This window comes from Micromonospora auratinigra, assembly GCF_900089595.1.
GTDB lineage: Bacteria > Actinomycetota > Actinomycetes > Mycobacteriales > Micromonosporaceae > Micromonospora > Micromonospora auratinigra.
Genome location: NZ_LT594323.1, coordinates 988,359 through 1,011,383 on the forward strand (window position 1 = coordinate 988,359; position 23,025 = coordinate 1,011,383).

Consider the following 23,025-nt stretch of genomic DNA (forward strand, 5'->3'; position numbering starts at 1 on the left):
GTTCGGGCGTGAACCGGCAGGGGCAGGTGCTGTGTGGCGCCCCCGGTCGCGGTTCGTGACCCGGGGCGCCCCGCCTGTTTCCGTGGCCGTCACCGGGCGAGCGAGGTCACCAGGTTCACCGTCGTCGCCACGATCACCGCACCGAACAGGTACGACAGCAGCGCGTGGCGCAGCACCGTGTGGCGTATCTCGGCACTGCTCAGGTCGGTGTCGGAGACCTGGAAGGTGGCCCCCACGGTGAACGCCACGTAGGCGAAGTCCAGGTAGCAGGGCGGCTCGGGCTGGTGGAAGTCGATCCCGCCCGGTTCGTCCCCGCCGTAGTACAGCCGGGCGTACCGGGTGGTGTAGACGCTGTGCACCACGAACCAGGACAGCACCACGCTGAGCACGGCCACCCCACCGTTGGCGTCCAGCGGCAGGCCGGGCCGCAGCGGGTGCGCCAGCGTGGTCACCACCCCGACCGCCACCAGACTCGCCACGCAGGCGAAGAGGAGCAGCACGTCCCGGGTCGCCCGGTTGGGGTCCTCGTGGCCGGCCAGCCGGGCGGTGGCCGCGGGGTCCAGCCGCCAGACCCGATGCCAGAGCAGGACGAGCCAGCTCAGCGCGGCGGCGTCCCACCCGACCAGCGGGGCGATCACCGGCGAGACGAGCACCCCGGCGACGACCCCCGCGACGACCCCGACCAGCCCCGTCACCACGAGCTGGCGGCCCGCCGGGGAGTGGCCGTCCGGGCGGGTGACCCGCTGCGGCACCGGCGGCGCGGTCAGATGCCGCGCAGGTGCTGCGACACCCGGGGATGCCGGTCCCGGGCCTGCGCGGCGGCCTGGGCGGGGCTCACCTCCGGTGCGGCGTCGATGCCGGCCGACCGGGCCACCTCGGCGCCGTTCGCGTAGTCCACCGGGGGCAACGCCCGCAGTGCCGTCAGCACCTCCGGCGGCGCGCCCTCCCGTTCGGCCTGCCGGAGGACGTCGTCCTTGCCGGCCGGGTAGTCCAGGGCCGACAGGTACTCAAGGACGTCGCTGTAACTCGCCATGGATCGGGCTCCTCGCGCCTGAGGTCAACGGTCACGACCGGGCGCGGTTACCCGTCCCGGGGCCGCCCACGCGTCGTCGCGGCCCGCAATCCGGGCCGTTTCCCGGACCGCCCGGCGGGTACGCGGCGGGGCGCGTGAGCAGCCGTGAGGGGAGCGCCGATGAACCAGGACACCTTCCTCGACCAGGTCGCCCAACGGACCCGGACGTCCCCGCAGCAGGCGGCGGAGCTGACCCGGGCCACCCTGGAGACCCTCGCCGAGCGGCTGACCGGCGGCGAGGTGCTCGACCTCGCGGCCCAGCTGCCGAAGCCGCTGCAACTGATCCTGAAGCCGCACCCGGCGACCGAGGCCGCCGACCGGTTCGGGGCGGCCGAGTTCGTCGCCCGGGTCGGCCGGCGGGCCGGGGTGGACGAGAACGTGGCCCGCGACGCGATCCGCGCGGTCTTCACCACCCTGCGCGGGGCGATCGCCGGGGGCGAGTTCGACGACGTGGTCGTCCAGCTGCCGCGCGACTACCGGGGCATGGTGGAACCCGCGATGGCGCCCGGCGCCACCCGCCACTGACCCGATCCGACGCGGCCGGCCCGAGCCGGCGCGGCCGGCCCGAGCCGGCTCGGCGCGGCCGGCCCGAGCCGGCTCGGCGCGGCCGGCCCGAGCCGGCTCGGCGCGGCCGGCGACCGGTCAGGCGACCGTGCCGGCCCGGCGCAGCTCGGCGATCCGGTCGGCGGCGAGACCGGCCTCCGCCAGGAGTTCGTCGGTGTGCTCGCCGGCCTGCGGGGCGGCCCGGCGGACCGAGGTGGGGGTGGCCGAGAAGCGCGGCGCGGGCGCTGGCTGGGTCACCCCGTCGTGGTCCACGAAGACGCCCCGGGCCGCCAGGTGCGGGTGCTCCGGCGCCTCCGCCCAGTCCAGCACCGGGGCCACGCAGGCGTCGGAGTCGGCCAGCAGCGCCGACCACTCGTCCCGGGTGCGGGTCCGGAACAGCCGGGCCCAGGCCGCCCGCAGCGCCGGCCAGTTCGCCGGATCGTCGCGGTCCGGGGCCTCGTCGCCGTCGAGCGGGAAGCCGGTACGCCGGACCAGCTCGGCGTAGAACTGCGGCTCCAGCGCGCCCACCGCGACGTACCGGCCGTCGGCGCACTCGTACGTGTCGTAGAAGGGCGCGCCGCCGTCGAGCAGGTTCACCCCGCGGGGGTCCTGCCACAGGCCGAAGCGGCGCAGCGCGTGGATCTGGGTGGCCAGCACCGACACGCCGTCCACGATGGCCGCGTCGACGACCTGGCCGGGCGCGCCGGCGCGGACCGCGTACAGGGCGGCCACCACACCCAGGGCCAGCATCATCCCGCCGCCGCCGAAGTCGCCGAGCAGGTTCATCGGCGGCACCGGGGCGTCACCCGCCCGGCCGATGCCGTGCAGTGCGCCGGTCAGCGCCAGGTAGTCGATGTCGTGCCCGGCGGTGCGGGCGAGCGGGCCGTCCTGCCCCCAGCCGGTCATCCGGCCGTACACCAGGGCGGGGTTGGCGGCGAGGCAGTCGTCCGGGCCGAGGCCGAGGCGTTCGGTCACCCCGGGCCGGAAGCCCTCGACCAGCGCGTCCGCGCCGGCCACCAGGGCCAGCACCACGTCCCGCCCCGCCGGGGTCTTGAGGTCCACCGCGAGCGACCGCCGGTTGCGGTGCAGCAGGTCACCGGGGATGGTGCCGAACCCGCCGCCGCCGGGGCGGTCGACGCGGACCACGTCCGCGCCGAGGTCGGCGAGCATCATGGCGGCGAACGGGCCGGGCCCGATGCCGGCCAGCTCGATCACCCGTACGCCGGACAGCGGCCCCTGGTTGCTCATCGCGCCACCATAGGGCTCCGCCCGCGTGGGCACCATGGCCTGCCCGGCACACAGCAGTTGACCAGGGCAAGCTTAGTTGGCTACCGGCTGAGGTTGCCCTAACCTGGTGGTACGAGGGGAGTACTTCCCACGAACCATTCCGGTCAGTACGGCGCGCTCCGGGCGTGCCTCGGGTGGTTGCCCACGATCCGTGGGTGAAGGAGACCTCGAACATGACACGGTGTTCGAGGAGGCTCCATGACCGAACTGTCATACCTGTCCGCCGGGACGCTCTCGTCCGTCGGCACCCCCACCCTGTGGGCGGTGACCATCGTCGGCGTGATCGCCCTGCTGGTGCTGGACTTCCTGGTCACCCGCAAGCCGCACGAGGTCTCGATCAAGGAGGCGCTCGGCTGGTCGGCGTTCTACATCGCCCTGCCGCTGGCCTTCGGGGCCTGGATCTGGTCGCGCTTCGGCGGCCAGCAGGGCGTCGAGTACCTCACCGGTTACCTGGTGGAGAAGTCCCTCTCGGTCGACAACCTGTTCGTCTTCATGCTGCTGCTGGCCGCGTTCGCGGTGCCGAGCGTGCTCGCCCAGCGGGTGCTCCTCTACGGCATCGCCGGCGCGCTGGTGCTGCGCGCGGTCTTCATCGCGCTCGGCGCCGCCGCCCTGCAGACCCTGGACTTCGCCTTCCTGCTCTTCGCGATCATCCTGATCGCCACCGCGGTCAAGCTGCTGCGCGACGCCCTCTCCGGGCACGAGCAGGAGGTCGACATCAACAAGATGCGGTCGGTGCGGCTGCTGCGCCGGTTCATGCCGGTGGTCGACGAGTACCACGGCACGAAGATGACCGTCCGGCAGGGCGCCCGCCGGGCGCTCACCCCGTTCGCGCTGGTCGTGGTCGCGGTGCTGGCCACCGACATCGTCTTCGCCGTCGACTCGGTGCCGGCCGTCTACGGCATCACCGAGGACCCGTACCTGGTCTTCGCGACCAACGCCTTCGCGCTGCTCGGCCTGCGGGCGCTCTACTTCGTGCTGCACGCGGCGCTGAGCCGGCTGGTGCACCTCAGCTACGGCCTGGCGATCATTCTGGCCTTCATCGGGGTCAAGCTCGGCCTGCACTGGGCGCACGGCATCTGGAAGGGCGTCCCGGAGATCCCCACCCTGGCCTCGCTGGGCGTCATCATCGGCGTGCTGGTCGTGGTGACCCTGACCAGCCTCCGGGCCACCCGCAACCGGGAGCCCGGCGACAAGCAGGTGGTCGTCGAGCGGCACTGACCGCCGACCGGCCGGCCGCCGCGGTGGGTCACCCGCCGCGGCGGCTCCCGGCCGAACCCCTCGCCCCACCCCACCCCGGGTGGTACGACTGACCGGTGGGAATCGTCTCGCCCGGCTTCCAGGGCCGGCGCCGCTCGGCCGAACCGGCCCTGCCGCCGGGCCAGTACCTGACCGAGGACTTCCCGGTGCTCTCCGCCGGACCGACCCCCAAGGTGCCCCTGGACACCTGGGAGTTCGTGCTGAGCACCGAGACGGGCGCGGAGTTCCGCTGGAACTGGGCCGAGCTGACCGGCCTGCCGCAGGAGACGCCCACCGTCGACCTGCACTGCGTCACCCGCTGGTCGAAGCTCGGCACCAGCTGGCAGGGCGTCTCGCTGGACCTGCTGCTCGACGGCGTCGACACCGCCGCCCGGTACGCGCTGGTCCACTCGTACGGCGGCTACACCACCAACCTGCCGCTGGACGACCTGCGCGGCGGCCGGGCCTGGGTGGCGCACCGCTACGACGGCGCCCCGCTCGCCGCCGAGCACGGCGGGCCGGCGCGGCTGCTGGTGCCGCACCTCTACCTGTGGAAGTCGGCGAAGTGGGTGCGCGGCATCCGGCTGCTCGTCGACGACCAGCCGGGCTTCTGGGAGACCGCCGGCTACCACGACTACGGCGACCCGTGGCGCGAGCAGCGCTACCAGGGCGACTGAGGTGGCCGCGCCGCTGACCTGGCGGGTGGCCCGGCTCGCCGAGCGGCGGGTGGAGACCCCGACCGCGCAGACGCTGGTGCTGGAGGTGCCGGGCTGGCCCGGTCACCTGCCGGGGCAGCACGTCGACGTGCGCCTCACCGCGCCCGACGGCTACCAGGCGGCCCGCTCGTACTCGCTGGCCGGGCCCGCGGAGGGGGAGCGGATCAGCCTGACCGTGCAGACGGTGCCGGACGGGGAGGTGTCGCCGTACCTCACCGAGGTCTGGGCGTCGGGCGACCCGGTGGAGGTGCGCGGCCCGGTCGGCGGGTGGTTCGTCTGGCGCACCGACGAGACCGCGCCGGTGCTGCTGGTGGCCGGCGGTTCCGGCGTCGTGCCGCTGATGGCCATGGTCCGCGCCCGCCGGGCGGCCGGCAGCCGGGCGCCCTTCCGCCTCGTCTACTCGGTACGCACCCCGGACGACGTGATCTACGCCGACGAGCTGCGCCGCCGGGCCCGCGACGACCAGGGTCTCGACGTCGCGTACGTCTACACCAGGGCGGCCCCGGAGGGCTGGCGCGGCGAGCCGCACCGGATCGGTCTGGCGGATGTCAACACCCACGGCTGGCCGCCCGACCTGGAGCCGCTCTGCTACGTCTGCGGCCCGACCGGCTTCGTGGAGACCGTCGCCGACCTGCTGGTGGGGCTGGGCCACCCGACCCGGCGGATCCGCACCGAGCGGTTCGGCCCGACCGGGTGACGAGCGAGGAGGACCGATGACCGAGATGTCCTACCTGGACGGCAACATGCTCGACGGGCCGCTGCGTGAGCTGTTCGCGGTGGACCTGAGCGCCGCCACCGGGCGCTGCGACCACTGCGGGATGGTCGGGCCGATGGCGGGCCTGCACGTCTTCTCGCACGCGCCGGGCCTGGTCGGTCGCTGCCCGAACTGCACCGAGGTGATGCTCCGGCTGGTCCGCGCCCCCGACCGGGCCTGGCTGGACCTGCGTGGCGCGACCTTCCTCCAGGTGCCGCTGCCGCTCGACCAGGCCCGCCCGCCACTGCGGTAGGCGAGCCGGTCCGGTTGCCCCCGTGACGGTGCGCCGCCCGGGCCGTCAGGCCGGCTGCACCTCGTCGAAGAGGGCGAGGGCCTGGGCCGGATCCGGGCTCACCAGGCGCTCGAGGCCGGCCGCCGTGACTCGCGCCCACCGGCCGGCCCGGGTCCACATCCGTTCCTCGAAGGCGCGCACGGCCCCGTCGAGGTCCGCCGGGTCGGCGGCGACGGCCTCGGCCAGCTCGGCGCCGTCCAGCATGGCGAGGTTCGCGCCCGCCCCCAGCGGGGGCATCAGGTGGGCGGCGTCGCCCAGCAGGGTCACCCCGCGCACGTGCGGCCAGGTGTGGTCCACGGGCAGGACGTGCAGGGGGCGCAGGGCGAAGCCGGCGCCGTGGCGGAGCAGGTCCAGGACGGGATCGGCCCAGCCGTCGAAGAGCGCCAGCAGGTGGGACCGCAGCAGCCCGGCATCGGCCGGGTCCAGGTCCGCGGACCGGTCCAGCGGGGCGCGGAACTGGGCGTACACCTTGACGTGGCCACCGCTGTTGCGCTGGGCGACGAGAGCACGGTTCACCCCGTACACCGCCATCGAGCCGTCGCCGACCAGGCGGGCCAGCTGGGGGTGGCGGGTGTCGACGTCGTCGAGGGAGGTCTCGACGGCGGTGACGCCGGTGTAGTGCGGCGTCGCCGGCGAGACCGCCGGACGGACCCGGGACCAGGCGCCGTCCGCGCCCACCACGAGGTCGAACGGCTCCTGCCGCCCGTCCGCGTAGCGCACCAGCACGCCGTCCGGGGTCCCCGGCGTCACCCGGGTCACGCCCCGGCCCCAGCGCACGTCGAGCGGGCCGCGCAGCAGGTCCCGCAGCTGTCCACGGTCGATCTCCGGGTTGGCCCGGTCACCGGGGCGGGGTCGCCAGTCGCGCAGCACGGTGCCGTCGGTGCCCAGGATCCGCATGGCCTGCCCCTCGGGGCGGGACAGGGCCTCGAACTCCGCCCGCAGCCCCGCCTTGTCCAGCGCGAGCTGGCCGAGCCCTTCGTGCAGGTCCAGCGTGCCGCCCGGCGGCCGGGCGTCGGGGGCGGGATCGCGTTCGAGGACGGCGACCCGGTGACCGTGGCGGTGCAGGACCCGGGCGAAGGTCAGCCCGCCGGGGCCACCCCCGACCACCGCGATACGCTGTCTCATGCCGATACACTGTATTGGTTCGGTACGATCCAGGGCAACAGGAAGGGCGTGGCCATGACGGTGTGGGACCGGCCCGAGCCGCCCGCCGCCCCCGTACCGCTCGACCGGCAGCGGATCGTCGCCGCCGCCGTCGCGCTGGCCGACGAGGGCGGCCTGGCGGCGGTGTCGGTGCGCAAGGTGGCCGCCCGGCTGAACGCCGGCCCGATGCGGCTGTACGGCCACCTCGCCACCAAGCAGGAGCTGTTCGACCTCATGGTGGACGAGGTGCAGGCCGAGATCCTCCCCACCGAGCAACCCGCCGACTGGCGGGCGGCACTGCACGGTCTCGCCCACCGCACCCGGCGCGCCGTGCTGCGCCACGAGTGGCTGGCCGACCTGCTCGGTGACCGACCGACCCTGGGGCCGAACGGCCTCGCCGTCACCGAGGCCACGCTGGCCGCCTTCGACGAGCGCACCGACATCGACACCGTGCTGCGCGCCGTGGAGACGGTCAGCAACTACGTCACCGGCGCGGTCCGGCGCGAGATCGCGAACCTGCGGGCCACCCGCGCCACCGGGCTGTCCAAGCGCGACTGGCAGCGCGCCCACGGCCCGCACGTGACCCGGCTGCTGGCCACCGGCCGGTTCCCGGCCCTGGCCCGGGCGGTGCACGACGGCACCGACACCGACGCCGAGACCTCCTTCGCCACCGGTCTGGACTGGGTCCTCGACGCCGTGGCCGCCAGACTCGCCCGGCCGCCGGGCTGACCCCGTCGGGCGCGACAAGACCGGCGGGCCGCCGCCGCGCGATGACGCCACCGGACACCGGTGGGCCGATCCCGGCGGCGGCCCGGAAACCCGGTCGCCACCGGCCGGCCGGCCGCACTAGCCTCGCCGGCCATGACCTACCTGCATCCGCTGGCGTTCCTGCTCGGCCTCGAAGGGGTGGCCCTGCTCCGGGCCACCGCCGGGGACGACGGGTTGGACCGCGACTTCGTCGAGGCCCGGATCGCCGAGGTGCGCCGGCTGCTGGACGAGGCCGCCCCGACCCTCGGGGACGGGGTCCAGCGCGATGCCATCGGCACGGTCGAGGGCTACCGGAGCTGGTCGGCCACGTACGACCGGCCCGGCAACCCGATGGTCGAGCTGGAGGAGCCGGTGGTCCGCGGCTTCCTCGCCGACCTGCCACCCGGTCGGGCGCTCGACGCGGCCTGTGGCACCGGCCGGCACGCCGCCTGGCTGGCCGGCCGGGGGCACCGGGTGACCGGCGTGGACAGCTCGCCGGAGATGCTGGAACTGGCCCGCGCCAAGGTGCCCGAGGCCGACCTGCGCCTCGGTGACCTGCGGACGCTGCCCGTCCCCGACGGCGGATTCGACCTGGTGGTGTGCGGACTGGCGGTCAACCACGTCGCGGAGCTGCCGGTGGTGCTGAGCGAGTTCGCCCGGGTGCTGCGGCCGGGTGGGCACCTCGTCCTCTCCGACGGCCACCTCCTCTCGCTCTATCTGGGCGGGGTGGCGCACGCCGTCGGCCCCGACGGCCGGGTCGGGACGCTGCCGGCGTACCGGCGCACGGCGGCGGACCACCTGACCGCCGCGCTGGCCGCCGGTTTCCGGGTCCGGGGCTGCGCCGAGCCGGGCTGGCCGCCGAGCGAGCACGCGGGCGGCCCGCAGGCCCGACGCTGGTGCCCGGAGGCGGCCGACGTCGCCTACACCGGTACCCCCGCCGTCATTGTCTGGCACTTCACCCGGGAGGTGTGAACCGCTCACCCGACGGCTCCCCGGGGACGCAGACCCGCCCGGCTCCTGCCGGGCGGGCGGCGCGTGAGGTGCTCAGGCGGTGCCGGTCAGCTCCGTACGGCGGGGCGGGTCCGCGCCGGCCCGTCCGCAGGTGATCGCCGCGATCCGGGTGGCGTGCGCCAGCACCGCGTCGAGTCGGGTGACGTCGAGGTCGCCCACCGCTGCGGGGGTGGCCGCGCCGACCTCGACCAGGGCGTCGAGCAGGCCGGCGGTGAAGGAGTCACCGGCGCCGACGGTGTCCACCACCGCCACCCGCCGGGCCGGATGGTGTCGGCGCAGCCCGCCGGCGGTCACCGCGTACGAGCCGGCCGCGCCCCGGGTCACCACGACCAGCCGTGCCCCGAGGGCGAGCAGGCGCGCGGCGGCCTGCGCCACGTCCGCGTCGGGGAAGAGCCAGGCCAGGTCCTCGTCGCTGGCCTTGACCAGGTGCGCGTGCCGGGCCAGGGCGAGCAGTCGGCCCCGGGCGGCGTCCGGCTCGGCGAGCACCGCCGCACGGACGTTCGGGTCGAGGCTGGTCAGCACCCGCCCGGCGGCGTGCGTACGGGCCAGCAGGCCGGCCACGAGGTCCGCCCCCGGCGCCAGCACGGCGGCCAGTGAGCCGGTGTGCAGGACCGTGGTGCCGGGCGGCGGCGCGGCCAGCTCCGCCGCGGTCCAGTGCCAGTCGGCGGTGCCGTCGAGGTAGAAGTCGTAGCCGGCCGCTCCCGTGGCGCCCAGGGAGACGACGGCGAGGGTGGCGGGCCGGTCGTCGGCCACGGCGTGGCTCAGGTCCACGCCGTTGGCGTCGGCGTGGGCGCGTAGCCGGTGCCCGAAGGCGGTCCGGGAGAAGCGGGCCAGTAACGCGGTGGGGCGGCCGAGTCGGGCCAGCCCCACCGCCACGTTGAGCGGGCTGCCGCCGGGGTGGGCGGCGAGCAGTCCACCGCCGCCGGACGGGGCGAGGTCCACCACGGCCTCACCGAGCACGGTCAGCACGGCTCAGCCCTGCGCCGGCACGGAGTCCGGGCGGCCGGCCGGCGGCGTACCCGGGCGGGCTCCGGCCCCGGCCGCAGCGGAGCCGGACGGCGCGGCGACCGGCGGCGCGGACGGCGCGGGGCCGGCGGTGGCCGGGTCCTCGGCCTGGGTGCGGGCCCCGGCCCGGGTCGGGTCGGGGGCGACCGCGCGGCGGCCGTGCACCGAGTACGGCACGCCCGGTTCGGCGTCGCCGAGCCGCACGGTGCCGTCGGGTCGCACCCGCACCGGGATCGGGTCGCTGAGTTCGCCGACGAAGCGGCCCCGCTCGTCGTGGTTGAGGAAGGCGAGCAGCTGCCAGTGGCCCGCGGCATCGCGGACCAGTCGGCCGCTGTAGAGGCTGTCGTCGGTGAGGCGTTGTGCCTTCGTGGCGTCGAACGGGCCGAGCAGGGACTCCCCGGGCACCGCCCAGACACCGCAGGCGCGGGCGTCCCGGCAGCGCTCCGCGAGCTGGTCACGCAGGCAGGAGAAGATGAGCAGCGGTACGCCGTCGACGACCTCGACCTGGGGCACCTCCAGGTGGCCGAAGCCACTGCCGGGCGCGGTGACCGGCGGCTGGGCGGTCCAGTGCACCAGGTCGTGGGAGCGGGCGTGCGCGATGACGCCCCGGTCGTCGACGGGCCCCTCGTTGGCCCGCGCGGTGATCAGCATGTGCCAGCCGTCGCCGTCCGGGTCGGCGAAGACCCACGGGTCCCGCCACGCCTCGTCCTGCCAGGTGGAGTCGCCGAACCGCTCGTACCAGCGGCCGGCGGCGGTGAGCACCGGTGACTGCGGGTGCCGCGTCCAGGTGACCAGGTCGGTGGAGGTGGCCAGGCCGATCCGCTGCACCAGGGCCCGCTCGGTGCTGCCGGCGCCGGTGTAGAACATGTGCCAGCGGCCGTCCGGTCCGGCGAGCACCGAGCCGGTCCAGGTGGCGACGTCGTCGAAGGCCGGGCGGTCGGCGGGGACCAGCGCGTCGGCGAGCAGTGTCCAGTCGCGCAGGTCGGTGGAGACGGCGTGGCCGACGCCGGCCCGGAAGTGCCGGCGGTCCGGGTCGCCGAGCGCCCGGGAGGCGCGCAGGAAGTACAGGTGGTGGGTGTCGCCCTCGCGGGCGAACCAGAAGTCCCAGATCCAGGCGTCGGGCAGTCGCAACACGGTGTGTCCTCAGGCTCGGCCGCCGCGTTCCGGCGGCGGGGCGTCCACGCCGCGGGCGCGGCGTCGGGGTGGGCCGGCCGGGGTGGCCGGGTACGACGGGTCGGCCGGGCCGCTCCCGCGGGGGCGGCCGGCGACGGGGGAGGTGCGGTCAGTGCGGGGCGGTGCCCACCGAGCCCCGACGCACCAGCGGGCACGGCATGACGACCCGGGCCGGGCTGCTCCGGCGGGTCTCCTCGGAGTCGTCGAGCAGACCGAGCATGGTCTGCACCGCCCAGACGCCCATCTCATAGTGCGGCAGGGCCACGGTGCTCAGACCCGGGTACAGCCCGTCGGCGATGAGTTCCTGGTTGTCGAAGCCGATCACCGACAGGTCGTCGGGGATGCGCAGGCCCAGCTCGGCGGCGGCCCGGTAGGCCCCCATCGCCATCCGGTCGTTGAAGCAGAAGAGCGCGGTGGGCCGGTCCGGCCGGTCGAGCAGGGCCCGCGCCGCCCGGTGGCCGCCGTGACTGTCGGAGACCTCCGCACGCACCAGGTCGGGCCGGTACGGCACCCCGACCTCGTGCAGCGCCTCCCGGTAGCCCGACAGTCGCCCGTGCGTGGCCGGGATGTCGTCGACGTTGGTGACGAACCCGACCCGCCGGTGCCCGTGGTCGAGCAGCTCCCGGACCGCCACCGCCCCACCGCTGTGCTCGTCCGGCACCACCGACGGATACGCGCCGTCGGTGTCGCTCGCGTCGAGCAGCACCACCGGCATCGGCCGCAGCTCGTCGGGGACCCGGACGACCTGGTGGTACATGGTGGCGTAGAGGACCCCGTCGACCCGGTGCCGGGCCAGCGCCTGGATCTCCCGCCGCTCCACCTCGGGGTCGCGCCCGGTGGTGAGGAGCATGAGCAGCCAGCCGCGCGCCGAGGCGGTCTCCTGCGCGCCGAGGATGATCCGGCCGGCGTGCGGGGTGGTGGCGATCTCGTCGCTGAGCAGCCCGAGCGTCTGCGAGCGTTGCAGCCGCAGCCCCCGGGCCAGCCCGTTCGCCGCGTAGCCGAGCCGGCGGGCCGCCGACTCGACACGTTCGCGGGTCTCCGGGCTGACCCGGGTGCCGGACTTGTTGTTGAGCACGTGGGAGACGGTGGTCACCGAGACGCCCGCCGCCGCGGCGACGTCCCGGATGCTCGCCTTCCGTCCCATCAGCTCACCCTCGCTGTCCTCGGCGGGGCCGGCTCGTCCGGTGTGGACGACCGGCCAACGGTATCGGACCGGTCACTCGTCCCACAGGCCGTGCTCGGGCCAGCGCCGGGGCAGCCGCTCCTCGACGGGCGGCAGCTCGGCCAGCGGCTTGTGCGGGTGGTGCTGGTACCAGTACGCCACCGAGGAGAAGTCGTTGCCCTGGTCGTTGGCGTGTCCGTGCTCGATGGTCACCTTGATCGAGCTGGCGAAGCGGACCGGGTCCTCGATGTGGAAGCGGTACATGCTCCACAGCCCGAAGTGCTCCTGCGGGCTGCTGGCCAGGCTGATGCCGTGGTACGGCCCGGCGTACGCGCCGCTGGGAAATCCCCAGGCCGCGTTGAAGTAGTCCTCGGTGCCGGTGCCGTGCAGCGAGGGCGGCCACTGCTCCCCGTCGATGAAGATCATGTCGTCGCCCTCGCCCGGCCAGGTGTACGGCTGGTTGGTGGCGTTGTGGTTGTCGATGCTGAGCACACAGCCGACGTAGTGGCCGGTGCCCTCGGCGTCGAGGATGACGTAGTTGTCCTCGCCGGTGAGGTTGACCCCGGGCAGGTCCCAGGGCGCGGGCACCTCGCCCGGGGCGAGCCCGTTCGGCACCGGGGTGCAGGGCTTCTCCTGCCGGTAGTACGCGTGGAAGTAGGCCACGTCGTCCGGCTTGGCCTCCTCGGTCAACTCGTAGTCGACGTAGTAGAAGAGGTTCTCGATCGGCTTGTCGCTCTCGTTGCGGATCACGATCTTCGCGCTGCTGCCGAAGGGCATCGGGAAGTACGAGTTCATCGCGGCGGCGAACGGACCCTTCGGGCCGCGACGCGGGCCGAACACCATGCTCAGCGGCAGCGACACGTAGTGGGTGCAGGTGGCGTGCCCGACGCCGAAGAAGTCACCGAGCGGGCTGCGTACGCTCGGGTTCTCCTCGCCGTCCCAGTACATCTCGATGACCAGCTTGCGCAGGTACTTCTCCGAGTAGCAGCGGGTGGTCAGCCAGATGTGCTCGATCACGCCGGTGCCGGTGATGTCGGCGAGCACGTGCGTCTCGCCGGGCGGCACCACGGCGAAGTCCCGGTTGCCGCCGGTCCGGTCCCAGCTCGACTCGCGCCTGGAGCGGCCGGCCTTGACCCGGGTGAGACCCGCGAGGGGGCTGGTGGGTCGCCAGAACGACATGGTGTTCCTTTCTACAGGGGGTGGGTGGTGCGTCAGCCCTTGACCGCGCCGAGGCTGAGTCCGGCGACGATCCGTCGTTGCAGCAGCAGCGTCAGGACGACCGCGGGTACGGAGTAGAGGGTGGCCAGGGCCGTCATCGGGCCCCAGTCCAGGCCGAACTGGCTCTGGAAGTTGGCGATCGCGATCGGGGTGGTCTGGGCCCGTACCGAGGTGAGCAGCAGGGCGAAGAGGAACTCGTTCCAGCTCGCCAGGAAGGCGAAGATCGCGGTGACCGCGAGCCCGCCGGAGACGACCGGCAGGATCACCCGCAGCAGCGCGCCGAACCGGCCGCAGCCGTCGACCAGGGCCGCCTCCTCGATCTCGCGGGGCATCCCCTCGAAGAAGCTGGCCAGCAGCCAGATCGACAGCGGCAGCGCCACCGTCGTCTGCGCCAGGGCCAGGCCGGTGGGGGTGTCGGTCAGCCCGACCGCGCCGAGGATGGTGACCAGCGGGATGCCGATCGCCACCGCGGGCGCCATCCGCACCAGCAGCGACCCGGCCATCAGCACCCGACCGGTGCGGGTGCGGTAGCGGGTGATGCCCCAGGCCGCCGGGATCGCGAGCGCCATCGACAGCAGCGTGGCGATCGCCGCGGTGCTGACGCTGTTGAGGAACGACGCGGTCACCCCGGGCCGGTTCAGCGCGGTGACGTAGTTGTCCAGGCCGAACCGCTGCGGCAGCACGGTCGGCGGCACCGCGATCGCGTCGACCGCCGGCTTGAACGAGGTCAGCACCAGGTAGACGAAGGGGAACCCGTAGATCACCACGACGGCGACGGCGGCGGCCCAGAGCAGCCCGGTGCGCACCCGCGCGGCGAGCACGTGCGACATCAGGACTCCTTGCCCGGTCGCCAGATGGTCAGCACGGCGACCATCGCGACCACCATCATCACGATCATGAACAGGGTGCTGGTGGCGGCCGCTGTACCGGGGTCGTTGTAGCTGACCATCGTCTTGTAGATGGTCAGGCTCAACGTCTCCGAGGCCGACTGCGGGCCGCCGTCGGTCTGGATGAGGATCACGTCGAAGGCCCGGGCCGCGTCGACGCCCCGGATGATCAGCGCCACCGCGATCACCGGCCGCAGCAGCGGCAGGGTCACGCTGGTCAGCAGCCGCAGCCCGCGGGCCCCGTCGAGGCGGGCCGCCTCGTAGAGGTCCGGCGGGATGGCCTGCAGGCCGGCGTAGAGCACCAGGGTCATGAACGAGGTGGTGAGCCAGATGTCCGGCAGCGCCACCGAGAAGAGCACCAGGTCGGGGTCGCTGAGCCAGGACACGTCGCCGGGGGAGTCGAGGATCCCGACCCGGGTGAGCAGCTCGTTGACGATGCCGACGTTGTCGATCATCAGGAACCGCCAGAGCAGTCCGGCGACCACCGGCGCGATCATCAGCGGGTAGAGGAAGAGCGTCTGCAGGATCCGGGCCTTCGGGCCCAGCCGGTGGAACAGCAGCGCCACCGCCAGGCCGAGCAGCAACTCGGCCGTCACCACGATCACCGTGTATGCCAGCGTCCGCCCGGCCGCCGCCCGGATCCCCGGGTCGGTCAGCGCGGTGACGTAGTTGTCCAGCCCGGCGAAGGTGCGCCCGTCACCCAGCCCGGAGCCGGTGTACAGGCTGTCCCCGACCAGTTTCACCAGCGGCCAGCCGACCAGCGCGAGCAGCACCACCGCGGCCGGCGCGGCGAGCAGGGTGGCGTACCCGGCGTCCGACAGCCCGCGCCGGGCCCGTCGCGCGCCGGCCGGAGCTGGCGTACGCGGGGCGTTCCGCGGCGGTGCCGCCTGCGCTGTCCGGCTCACTTGACGATGCCCTCGATCTGCGTACGCGCCGCCTTGAGCAGGGCCGCGTAGTCCGCGCCGGGGGTCAACGCCTTCTGGATGGTGGGCACCAGGACGCTGTCCACGATCCGCTGCCAGTGCGGGCTGGCCGGGCGGGCCCGGGTGGCGGAGGCGTTGAGGGTGGCCAGCAGCGGGCCGAACGACTCGTAGCCCGGCTTGTCGGCGTACTGCTGGTAGGCCGACTTGCGGGCGGCCAGACCCAGGCTGGTCCCGATGCTCAGCGCGTTGTCGTCGTACGCGGCCTTGATGAACTTCTTGGCCAGGTCCGCCTTGGCGCCGCCCTGCGGGGCGGACAGGTACCACGGACCGGGGATGCCGGCGACACCGGCGGTACCGCCGATCATCGGCGCCGCGCCCACCTTGCCGGCCACCTTCGCGTCCTTCGGGATCTGCCGGTACGCGTGCGCCCAGAACCGGGTCATCGCGGTCTGTCCCTGGTTGAACAGGTTCTGCGCGGCGTTCCAGTCGGTCTGGGCGGCGCCGGCCGGCGCGACCTTGAGCTTGTTGTTCAGGTCGGCGTAGAAGGCCAGCGCGGCGACGTGCTGGGCGTTGTCCACGATCACGCCGCCGTTGGCGTCGAGCACCACGCCGGGGGAGCCGGCCTGGAGCACGTGGGCGAGCCACTCGGTCTCCACCGCGCCCTTGACGTCGGTGCCGTAGAGCTTCTGCTCCGGCCGGGTGAAGAAGACGGCGATGTCGGTGAACTGCTGCCAGGTGGTCGGCGGGGCCAGCGGGTAGCCGTACCGGCGCTGGAACGCGGCCTTCTCCTTCGCGTCCTCGAAGAGGTCCTTGCGGTAGAAGAGGATCTCGCTGTTGGTCCAGACCGGCATGCCGATGAAGTGGCCACCGACCTGGGCCTCCTGCACCAGGGCGGGGAAGAGGTCGGCCTTCACCGGATCGGTGAAGAGGTCGTCGAGCGGGGCCAGCTTGCCGGCCAGCAGGGGGATCCAGACCGCGTCCACCGCGCACACGTCGAACGAGGGCCGGCCGCCGGAGAGTTCGCTGGTGAGCCGGTTGAACAGCCCTTCGTAGGGGAGCTCGACCAGGGTGACGGCGACGCCGGTGGACTGCCGGAACTTGTCGACCACCGGCTGGAGCTCGATCTTGCCGCCGCCCTCGCAGGCGACGGTGAGGGTCTTGTCGTCGGTCGAGCCGCCGGCGCTGGTGCCGCCTGCCCCGCAGGCCGACGTACCCAGCAGGGCGGCTGCGCCGGCGCCGGCGGTCAGACCGAGGAAACCGCGGCGGGGCCAGCCGCCGATGCTGGCGCGGGTGCCGGAAAGGGCCATGTCTGCTCCGTTCAGGGGTTCGCCGGGCGCGTGGGGGCGCGCGCCGGAGCGCGTGGTGGGGGAACGAGTGGCCACTGCCAAAACCTTTTGGCAAAAGCTTTTGGCAGAGCGTAAGAGTGGTTTGTGTCACGGTCAAGTGTCGAATCTGTGAACAGGTGGGCCGGGCTCACGGGGACCTGCACCCCGGGCTCCGGTGGGGCCTGACCGACCCCACCGGAGCCCCGGCTCACCCCGCCGTGTCGGCCAGGCGCCGCCAGACCAGCGCGGTGAGCACTCCCATCGCGGCGGCCGCGAGCCAGAACGGCGCGAGGACGCTCCCGGACGCCTGGGCGAGCGCGCCGCCCAGCGCCGTGCCGACGGCCGCCCCGCCCAGATCGGCCAGGGAGTAGACGCTGTTCACCCGGCCGCGCAGCGCATCCGGCACCAGCCGTTGCCGCAGCGACACGACCAGCACGCCCCAGACCATGGTGTGCACTCCCCAGACCGCCAGCGCCGCCCCGGCGACCCAGGGCTGCCGGGTGGTGGCCAGCACGACCTGGAGCGCGACCTCGATCAGCAGCCCGACCCGCAGCAGCGTCGGGGTGCCGAACCGGGAGCGCAGCCGGGTCGCCAGGGTGCTGCCGGCGAGCCCGCCGAGCGCCGAGGCGGTCAGCAGCAGCCCGTAGCCGACCTCGGAGAGGCCGAGCCGCTGCCGGGCGTAGAGCACGAACACCGCGAACGCCGCGCAGAACGCCACGTTCATCACCGCGATGCTGCCGGCGAGGGTACGCAGCACGGGCACCGCCCAGAGCGCGCGTACCCCGACGGCGACGTCGGCCCGCAGCGAGCGCCGGCCACCGGTGCCCGCTGGCGCTGCCGGCGGTGGCACCGGCCGCCAGCGCAGCAGCGCCAGCAGCAGCGCGGCCAGCCCGAAGGTGGCCGCGTCGAAGCCGAACGGCAGCGCCGCGGCCAGCACGAACAGGTACGCGCCGAGCGGCTTCGCGGCGAACTGGTTGCCGATCACGAAGGTGGCGAAGAGCCGGCTGTTGGCCTGCTCCAGCCGCTCCGCCGGCACCACCGAGGGCAGCAGCGCCCCGGACGCCGTGTCGGCCAGGGTCTCCCCGACGCCGGTGAGGAAGAACGCCAGGCAGATCAGCGGCACGGTGGCCACGCCGGTGAGCACGGCCACGGCGAGCGCGGCGAGCACCAGCCCGCGCCCGAGGTTGACCGCGACGATCAGCCGACGCCGGTCGAGGCGGTCCACCAGCGCGCCACTGACCAGGGCGAACAGCAACCAGGGCAGTTGCGGGGCGAGGGTGGCGGCGGCCACCGCCGCCGGGTCGCGGCTGATCGAGGCGACCAGCAGCGGGCCGGCGACCATGGTGACCCCGTCGCCGAGGTTGGAGACCGCGCTGGCGGTCCAGAGCCGGTGGAAGTCCCGGCCGAGGCGGCCGGTGGGGACGGTGGTGGTCATGCCGACCACCGGACAGGGTTGACGGATCCGGGCACGACGAGGCGCCCGGACGGGTACTCCGGAAACACGAGGAACTCCCTCGGAAGCGATGTGGTGGCGTGCGTACGCCAGGGGTCAGCGCCCGCGCGGAGGCGGGGCACCTGATCGCTTCGCGGCGAGGGGGCGGTGTCGAGGGGCCGGCGGAGCGCCGGTGACGGCCGGGCGGCGATGGACGCCGCCGACGGCTCGGGTCAGGACACCGTGGTCCCCAGCGGCGAAGCGGAAACCAGCACCGTGCCGAGAAGAGCCATGATCATGATCGACCTCCCGTCGTCGGGGTCCACCGTAGGCGGTGCCGGCCCGGCGCGCGACCCCGCGCGGCCGGCCGCCGGGGCGGTGGTCGAGAGTTGACGACCGTGAGATACCTGCGTTCCGACGAGCGGGTCGGCATCCGCCGCCCCCGAACCGGCGACGAGACCGAGTTCGTGGCCGCCGCCCGGCGCAGCCACGCGCTGCACCACCCGTGGCTGGCCGCCCCGGACGACCCGGAGCGGTACGCGGCGTACCTGCGCAAGATCCGCCGGCGCGGCGACGAGGGGTTCCTCTTCTGCGACCGGGCCACCGGCGAGATCGCCGGGTACGCCAACATCAGCGGGATCGTGCTGGGGGCGCTGCGCGGCGGCTACCTCGGCTACGCCGCCTTCCTGCCGTACGCGGGGACCGGCCACGCCGGCGCCGGCGTCCGGCTGGTGATCGAGTACGCCTTCGGCCCGCTCGGGCTGCACCGGCTGGAGGCGAACATCCAGCCGGGCAACGAGCCGTCGCGGCGGCTGGCCCGGCGGCTGGGCTTCCGGCTGGAGGGCTTCTCCCCGGACTACCTGTTCATCGACGGGGCCTGGCGTGACCACGAGCGGTGGGCGATCACCGCGCCCGCGGCGGACTGAGGCCCGCCGCGGGCCCCCGGCTCAGATCCGGGAGGTGAAGGCGACCAGCACGTCGTGCGGGACGACGGTGCCGGCGTTGTCGAAACAGATCACGTCGACCGGCGCGTCGACCGCGTACGACCAGGGCTGGGTGAGGTTGCAGTAGTTCGACCCGTCGCCCTGGGCGGTCACCTGGGCGTGCGTCTCCTTCTGCCCGAGCTGCGGGAAGGTCACCAGGTGGCGGCCCGCCGGCAGCAGGGGAGAGAGGGTGTTGGCGTCCAGCCCGACCACGTGGTTGTCGTTGGTCGGGCCGCCCGCCGCGCTGGCCAGGTGGCCGAAGTACTTCGGCGGCGCGTAGCCGCCGGTGACCGACCGGGCCCGGTGGTACGAGAGGGTGAAGTCGGTGTTCACCGGCGCGCCGGTGGCGTCGAAGCAGAAGACGAACACCAGCAGGTCGGTGCCGGTCGCGGACCACTTGTGGACCTTGCAGCGGCGGGGGCCGGCGTTCGGCTGGATCGCGGTGACCTGGAGGTTGCCGGCGAGCACCCCGGCGAGCCCGACCCCAGGCAGCTTCACCGACCACTGCCCGACGCCGAGCGGCCCGACGCCGACCCCGGCGCCGGTGGAGTTGTACGCCTGCACCAGACCGCTCGCCCCGCCCTGGAGGTACGCGTGCGCGCCGCTGCCGACCGGCAGCACACCGCTGCTGACCGTCCAGAGCACGGTGAACGGGCTGTCGTCGCGGGTCCCGCCCGGCTTGTGGCACTGCACGTCGACGATCTCGTCGCTGCCGGACTGGTACCAGCGGACCACCTCGCAGTAGTGCCCGCCCCGGTCGATCGGGGTCACGTGCGGTACGCCCAGCGAGCCCGCCCCGACCTGCGGGAACCGGACCAGGAAGCGGCCCGGGGCCAGCTTGATCCCGTCGGCCCAGGCGGCCGGGAAGGCGGTCTTCCAGCTGCCCCACTGCCGGGAGGTGTCCAGCACCGTCCACGCGGCCACGGTCGGGTCCTTGACGGTGGCGAAGCCCCACCGGTCGGGGGTGGCGGCGCCCGCGGTGGTCGGGATGAGCACGCCGACCGCGACGAGCAGGGCGGCCAGCAGGGCGGCGGGCCATTTCAGACGCATGAGGAGACCTCCTCGACATGGGTGGACATCGATGCAAGGAGGGTCGGGCGCGGCGTCCCGCCGCGCAGTCGGGTGCGGCACAGATCCGCGCCGGTGTCGGCACGCCGACGGCCCGGGACGCACGCGTCCCGGGCCGTCGACGCGACGGTCAGCTCTCCTCGCGCCGTCGTTGCCGGGCGAGCAGCAGCAGGCCGATGCCGGTGCCGGCGGCAGCCGAGCCGAGCCCGACCAGCGGCCACACCGCGACGCCGGTGACCGGCAGGGGCGGGTGCGGCGGGCGGGTCGGGTCGTACGTGGGCGGGAACGTCGGCCCGCCCGTCGGGCCGGTCGGGCTGACGGGGGGCGTGGTGGGGCCGCTCGTCGGGCTCGTCGGGCCGCTCGTCGGGCTCGTCGGGCTGGCCGTGGGCGTGGTCGGGCTGCCCGTCGGCGAGGCCTGCACGCAGTTCAGCAGCGTGGAGAACGGGAAGTCGTGGATCTCGCCGCCGTCGTGGGTCAGGGTCTGCGAGATGACGTTGCCCTCGATGTTGGACTGCGTGGTGGCGACCAGCTCGGCGTGCGGCGCGTAGATGGTCCCCTCCACGGTGGCGCTGTCGGGGGTGAGCGTCAGCCGGGTCGCGGTCGGGAAGTTCAGCAGGATGTAGCGGGCCTGCTCACCGCCGATGCCGGCGAAGTTGGGCGCGCGCCAGGTGAAGACGTCACCCACGTCGCCGGTGTCCACGTTGACCAGCAGCGGGGTGTCCGCGGTGGGCTGGTCGGCGAAGGTGAGGACCGCGATGTTCGCCAGGTCGGTCGCGGTCAGGTTCAGCACGTTGGTCACCCCCGGGGTGAGGGTGACCACGGCGTTGCTGCCCGGCGGGACCGGTCGGGGCAGCGGGTCGCCGTTGGCGGTGCGCAGCACCACGTTCTGCTCGCAGGTGGCCAGGTCGGTGGCGGTACGGCGGAATCCGGCGAAGGCGGTGGCGAAGTCCAGCGGCGAGGCCGGTCCGACACTCGGCACCGGTTGCCGGGTGACCAGCTCGATCCGGGGGCTCGCCTCGTAGTCGTTCGTCGGGAGCACCCGGGTGTTGACCGCCGCGCCGTTGTTGTCGGTGTCCCGGACGACGGTGCCGGTGAGGTCACCGATCTTGACGTACCCGTTCTGCAGGACCTGGAGCCGGGAGCCGGGGATGCTGCCCGCGACGTTCACCCGGCCGCCGACCACCAGGGCGGTGGGGTTGGCGTCCGGTGGGACCACGAAGCTGCCGGCGCTCCTCAGCGCCACCTGGTAGGTGTCGAAGCTGAGGTTGCCGCCGACCGCGACGGTCCCCTCGTTCTCGGCGCCGAGCAGTTTCGCGTCCCCCTCGGTCATCACCAGGAATCCCTGGGTGCCGGCCACCGGGTTGAGGGCCTGGCGGGGCTGCGCGCTGGAGATGCTGGCGAGCAGCGCGACCGCGGTGAGCGCGGCGACGCCGGTCAGCGGCAGCAGCGCGCGCCGACGGGTCAGCAGGGTCGACAGGGTCATTCGTCACCATCCGCTACAAACGTCACGGAGGGGTAAACGACCCGGGGGCCGGCCAGGTGTGTGCCGGCCCCCCGATCGATCCGATCGGGTGGTCAGCTCCCCGGCTTCGGGAAGGCCACCGGGCTGCGGTGCCCGTCGCGGTCCACCGCCCGGACGCCGAAGAAGACGTTGTCCTTGGACAGGTCGATGGTCACCTCGGTGACGTCGCCGACCGGCAGCACCTTCTGCCACTCGGCGGCGGTGGTCTCCCGCCAGACCACCTCGTAGCCGGCCAGGTCCGGCTCGGTCCCGCGCTGCCAGCGCAGGGTGGTGTCGTTGGTCAGGTTGGTGGTGACGACCGTGACGCCCTTCGGGGTGCCGGGCGCCTGCGCCAGCGACCAGAGCGTCGCCCCGTTCACCCGGGCCACCCGGGTGATGTAGTCGAAGTCGCAGAACTCCGGCAGGTCGCCGTACTGCACGCCGTCGACCACCCGGACGTCCTGGTGCTGGTGGGCGAAGTCCTCGTTCGGCTCGGTGAACCGGCCGGCCGGCCAGCCCTCGCGCAGGAACGAGATGTGGTCGCTGCCGCGCAGGTACCGGTCCCGCCGGTAGATCACCCGGACCCGCATCCCGGTGGCCCCGTTCTCCGCCACGTCGCTGACGAAGCGGGCGAGCTGCCGCGACGGTGAGTCGTTCTCGCCGCCGACGGACTGCCGCACGCTCGCCTCGGCGGGCGTCTCGGCGGTCGGCACCCCCTCGGCGAAGAGCCGGACGGTTCGCGGGTCGCGGGTGCCGTCGTCGGCGGTCGAACTGCCGACGATGTCGTTGCTGAACATGCCCTGCACGTCGACGCCGGCCGCCTTCAGCTGCTTGGCCAGGTACGCCGAGCCGTACAGCCCCTGCTCCTCGCCGGCCACCGCGGCGAGCACGACGGTCGCCTCGGTGGGCCGGCTCGCCAGCACCCGGGCCAGCTCCAGCACCACCGCCACGCCGGAGGCGTCGTCGTCGGCGCCCGGGGCGTCGCTGACCGCGTCCATCACGTCGGTGGCCCGCGAGTCGTAGTGGCCGGTGATCACGTAGACCCGGTCCGGGGCGGTGGTGCCGCGCAGGGTGGCCACCACATTGGTGATCGTGGTGGCGGTCGGGATCCGGGAGGCGGGCGGCTGGACGTACGACTGCAGTTGCACGGTCATCCGGCCGCCGGAGGCGGCGGCGTACCCGGAGAGCTGCTGGAAGAGCCAGTCGCGGGCGGCGCCGATGCCGCGCACCGGGTCGTCCTGGGTGGACAGGGTGTGCCGGGTGCCGAAGGCGGCCAGCCGGCGTACGGTCGCCTCGATCCGGTCCCGGTCCACCTCGCGCAGCAGCGCGGCCAGCTCCCGGCCGGGCGGTTGCGGGCGGACCGGGTGGCCGGGGCCGGGCGGCGCGACCGCCTCCTCGGCGGCGGCCGGGCCGGCGACCAGGGGCGCGGCGACGGTGGCGGCGGTGGCGGCGGAGGCGGTCAGGAAGGTGCGCCGGGTCGACCTCGTGGGTGGACTGCCGGCGGTCTCATGGGTGCCCATCCGGGCATCCTCACCCCGTCCGGGAAG

General features: G+C 74.1%; 23 protein-coding genes. 8 read left to right on the top strand and 15 right to left on the bottom strand.

Features of this window, described 5'->3' with window-relative positions; genetic code table 11:
- Positions 1-89: 89 nt before the first annotated feature.
- Together GA0070611_RS04430 and GA0070611_RS04435 are read right to left on the bottom strand one after the other, a co-directional pair.
- Positions 90-752 (bottom strand): DUF1345 domain-containing protein, encoded by a 663-nt coding sequence (locus GA0070611_RS04430; RefSeq protein WP_197675849.1) that lies wholly within the window; start codon positions 750-752, stop codon positions 90-92.
- An 11-nt stretch (positions 753-763) separates the two neighbouring features.
- Positions 764-1,033 carry a DUF2795 domain-containing protein gene (locus GA0070611_RS04435; RefSeq protein WP_091657851.1) on the bottom strand — a complete coding sequence of 90 codons (270 nt, stop codon included), beginning with the start codon at positions 1,031-1,033 and terminating at the stop codon, positions 764-766.
- Between the two features lie 159 nt (positions 1,034-1,192).
- Here GA0070611_RS04435 and GA0070611_RS04440 point away from each other — a divergent pair, with 159 nt between their 5' ends.
- Positions 1,193-1,597, top strand: a complete 405-nt coding sequence (locus tag GA0070611_RS04440; RefSeq protein ID WP_091657854.1) for a DUF2267 domain-containing protein — start codon at positions 1,193-1,195, stop codon at positions 1,595-1,597.
- Positions 1,598-1,714: 117 nt separating this feature from the next.
- On the opposite strand, the gene GA0070611_RS04445 is transcribed toward GA0070611_RS04440, so the two are convergent.
- Entirely contained in the window at positions 1,715-2,863 is a 1,149-nt protein-coding gene (locus tag GA0070611_RS04445; protein ID WP_091657856.1) for a CaiB/BaiF CoA transferase family protein, read from the bottom strand.
- Positions 2,864-3,100: 237 nt separating this feature from the next.
- On the opposite strand from GA0070611_RS04445, the gene GA0070611_RS04450 reads away from it, so the two are divergent.
- The 4 genes from GA0070611_RS04450 to GA0070611_RS04465 all read left to right on the top strand — a co-directional run bounded on the left by GA0070611_RS04450 (position 3,101) and on the right by GA0070611_RS04465 (position 5,861).
- Positions 3,101-4,120, top strand: coding sequence for a TerC/Alx family metal homeostasis membrane protein (locus GA0070611_RS04450; RefSeq protein ID WP_091657859.1), 1,020 nt, complete (start codon positions 3,101-3,103; stop codon positions 4,118-4,120).
- Between the two features lie 95 nt (positions 4,121-4,215).
- On the top strand, positions 4,216-4,815 hold the full coding sequence (locus GA0070611_RS04455; protein WP_091657863.1) for a sulfite oxidase-like oxidoreductase: 600 nt from the start codon (positions 4,216-4,218) through the stop codon (positions 4,813-4,815).
- A gap of 1 nt (position 4,816) precedes the next feature.
- Entirely contained in the window at positions 4,817-5,551 is a 735-nt protein-coding gene (locus GA0070611_RS04460) for a ferredoxin reductase (protein WP_091657866.1), read from the top strand.
- A gap of 16 nt (positions 5,552-5,567) precedes the next feature.
- Complete coding sequence (locus tag GA0070611_RS04465) at positions 5,568-5,861, top strand: DUF6510 family protein (protein ID WP_091657871.1); 294 nt, start codon at positions 5,568-5,570, stop codon at positions 5,859-5,861.
- A 45-nt stretch (positions 5,862-5,906) separates the two neighbouring features.
- Here the strand turns inward: GA0070611_RS04465 and GA0070611_RS04470 are convergent, their stop codons facing one another.
- Positions 5,907-7,025, bottom strand: a complete 1,119-nt coding sequence (locus GA0070611_RS04470; protein ID WP_091657875.1) for an FAD-dependent oxidoreductase — start codon at positions 7,023-7,025, stop codon at positions 5,907-5,909.
- A gap of 54 nt (positions 7,026-7,079) precedes the next feature.
- Between GA0070611_RS04470 and GA0070611_RS04475 the strand changes: the two genes are divergently transcribed.
- Together GA0070611_RS04475 and GA0070611_RS04480 are read left to right on the top strand one after the other, a co-directional pair.
- On the top strand, positions 7,080-7,772 hold the full coding sequence (locus GA0070611_RS04475; protein WP_091657880.1) for a TetR/AcrR family transcriptional regulator: 693 nt from the start codon (positions 7,080-7,082) through the stop codon (positions 7,770-7,772).
- Positions 7,773-7,904: 132 nt separating this feature from the next.
- A complete protein-coding gene (locus GA0070611_RS04480; RefSeq protein ID WP_091672455.1) occupies positions 7,905-8,762 on the top strand; it encodes a class I SAM-dependent methyltransferase in 858 nt (285 codons plus the stop codon).
- A 72-nt stretch (positions 8,763-8,834) separates the two neighbouring features.
- Here GA0070611_RS04480 and GA0070611_RS04485 read toward each other — a convergent pair whose 3' ends face one another.
- From GA0070611_RS04485 to GA0070611_RS04520, 8 genes are all read right to left on the bottom strand, one after another.
- Positions 8,835-9,770 carry a carbohydrate kinase family protein gene (locus tag GA0070611_RS04485; protein WP_091657883.1) on the bottom strand — a complete coding sequence of 312 codons (936 nt, stop codon included), beginning with the start codon at positions 9,768-9,770 and terminating at the stop codon, positions 8,835-8,837.
- A gap of 3 nt (positions 9,771-9,773) precedes the next feature.
- Positions 9,774-10,940, bottom strand: a complete 1,167-nt coding sequence (locus GA0070611_RS04490) for a glycoside hydrolase family protein (RefSeq protein WP_157740205.1) — start codon at positions 10,938-10,940, stop codon at positions 9,774-9,776.
- A gap of 148 nt (positions 10,941-11,088) precedes the next feature.
- Entirely contained in the window at positions 11,089-12,123 is a 1,035-nt protein-coding gene (locus GA0070611_RS04495) for a LacI family DNA-binding transcriptional regulator (protein WP_091657888.1), read from the bottom strand.
- Positions 12,124-12,195: 72 nt separating this feature from the next.
- The gene (locus tag GA0070611_RS04500; protein ID WP_091657891.1) at positions 12,196-13,320 is read right to left on the bottom strand and encodes a glycoside hydrolase family 172 protein; all 1,125 of its coding nucleotides are present in this window, start codon (positions 13,318-13,320) and stop codon (positions 12,196-12,198) included.
- A 32-nt stretch (positions 13,321-13,352) separates the two neighbouring features.
- Positions 13,353-14,189, bottom strand: coding sequence for a carbohydrate ABC transporter permease (locus GA0070611_RS04505; RefSeq protein WP_091657894.1), 837 nt, complete (start codon positions 14,187-14,189; stop codon positions 13,353-13,355).
- Positions 14,189-15,151, bottom strand: coding sequence for a carbohydrate ABC transporter permease (locus GA0070611_RS04510; protein WP_197675850.1), 963 nt, complete (start codon positions 15,149-15,151; stop codon positions 14,189-14,191). The genes GA0070611_RS04505 and GA0070611_RS04510 overlap by 1 nt, the downstream gene beginning before the upstream one ends.
- A complete protein-coding gene (locus GA0070611_RS04515) occupies positions 15,148-16,476 on the bottom strand; it encodes an ABC transporter substrate-binding protein (RefSeq protein WP_091657898.1) in 1,329 nt (442 codons plus the stop codon). Before GA0070611_RS04515 ends, GA0070611_RS04510 begins: the two co-directional genes overlap by 4 nt.
- Positions 16,477-16,702: 226 nt before the next feature.
- A complete protein-coding gene (locus GA0070611_RS04520; protein WP_091672460.1) occupies positions 16,703-17,929 on the bottom strand; it encodes an MFS transporter in 1,227 nt (408 codons plus the stop codon).
- 395 nt (positions 17,930-18,324) lie between these two features.
- Between GA0070611_RS04520 and GA0070611_RS04530 the strand changes: the two genes are divergently transcribed.
- On the top strand, positions 18,325-18,852 hold the full coding sequence (locus GA0070611_RS04530) for a GNAT family N-acetyltransferase (protein ID WP_231921322.1): 528 nt from the start codon (positions 18,325-18,327) through the stop codon (positions 18,850-18,852).
- Between the two features lie 21 nt (positions 18,853-18,873).
- Here the strand turns inward: GA0070611_RS04530 and GA0070611_RS04535 are convergent, their stop codons facing one another.
- The 3 genes from GA0070611_RS04535 to GA0070611_RS04545 form a co-directional block, all read right to left on the bottom strand.
- Positions 18,874-19,959 (bottom strand): hypothetical protein, encoded by a 1,086-nt coding sequence (locus GA0070611_RS04535; protein WP_091657910.1) that lies wholly within the window; start codon positions 19,957-19,959, stop codon positions 18,874-18,876.
- A gap of 148 nt (positions 19,960-20,107) precedes the next feature.
- Positions 20,108-21,460, bottom strand: a complete 1,353-nt coding sequence (locus GA0070611_RS04540; protein ID WP_091657915.1) for a choice-of-anchor A family protein — start codon at positions 21,458-21,460, stop codon at positions 20,108-20,110.
- 92 nt (positions 21,461-21,552) lie between these two features.
- Positions 21,553-22,998, bottom strand: coding sequence for a M20/M25/M40 family metallo-hydrolase (locus GA0070611_RS04545; RefSeq protein WP_091657917.1), 1,446 nt, complete (start codon positions 22,996-22,998; stop codon positions 21,553-21,555).
- Positions 22,999-23,025 lie beyond the last annotated feature (27 nt).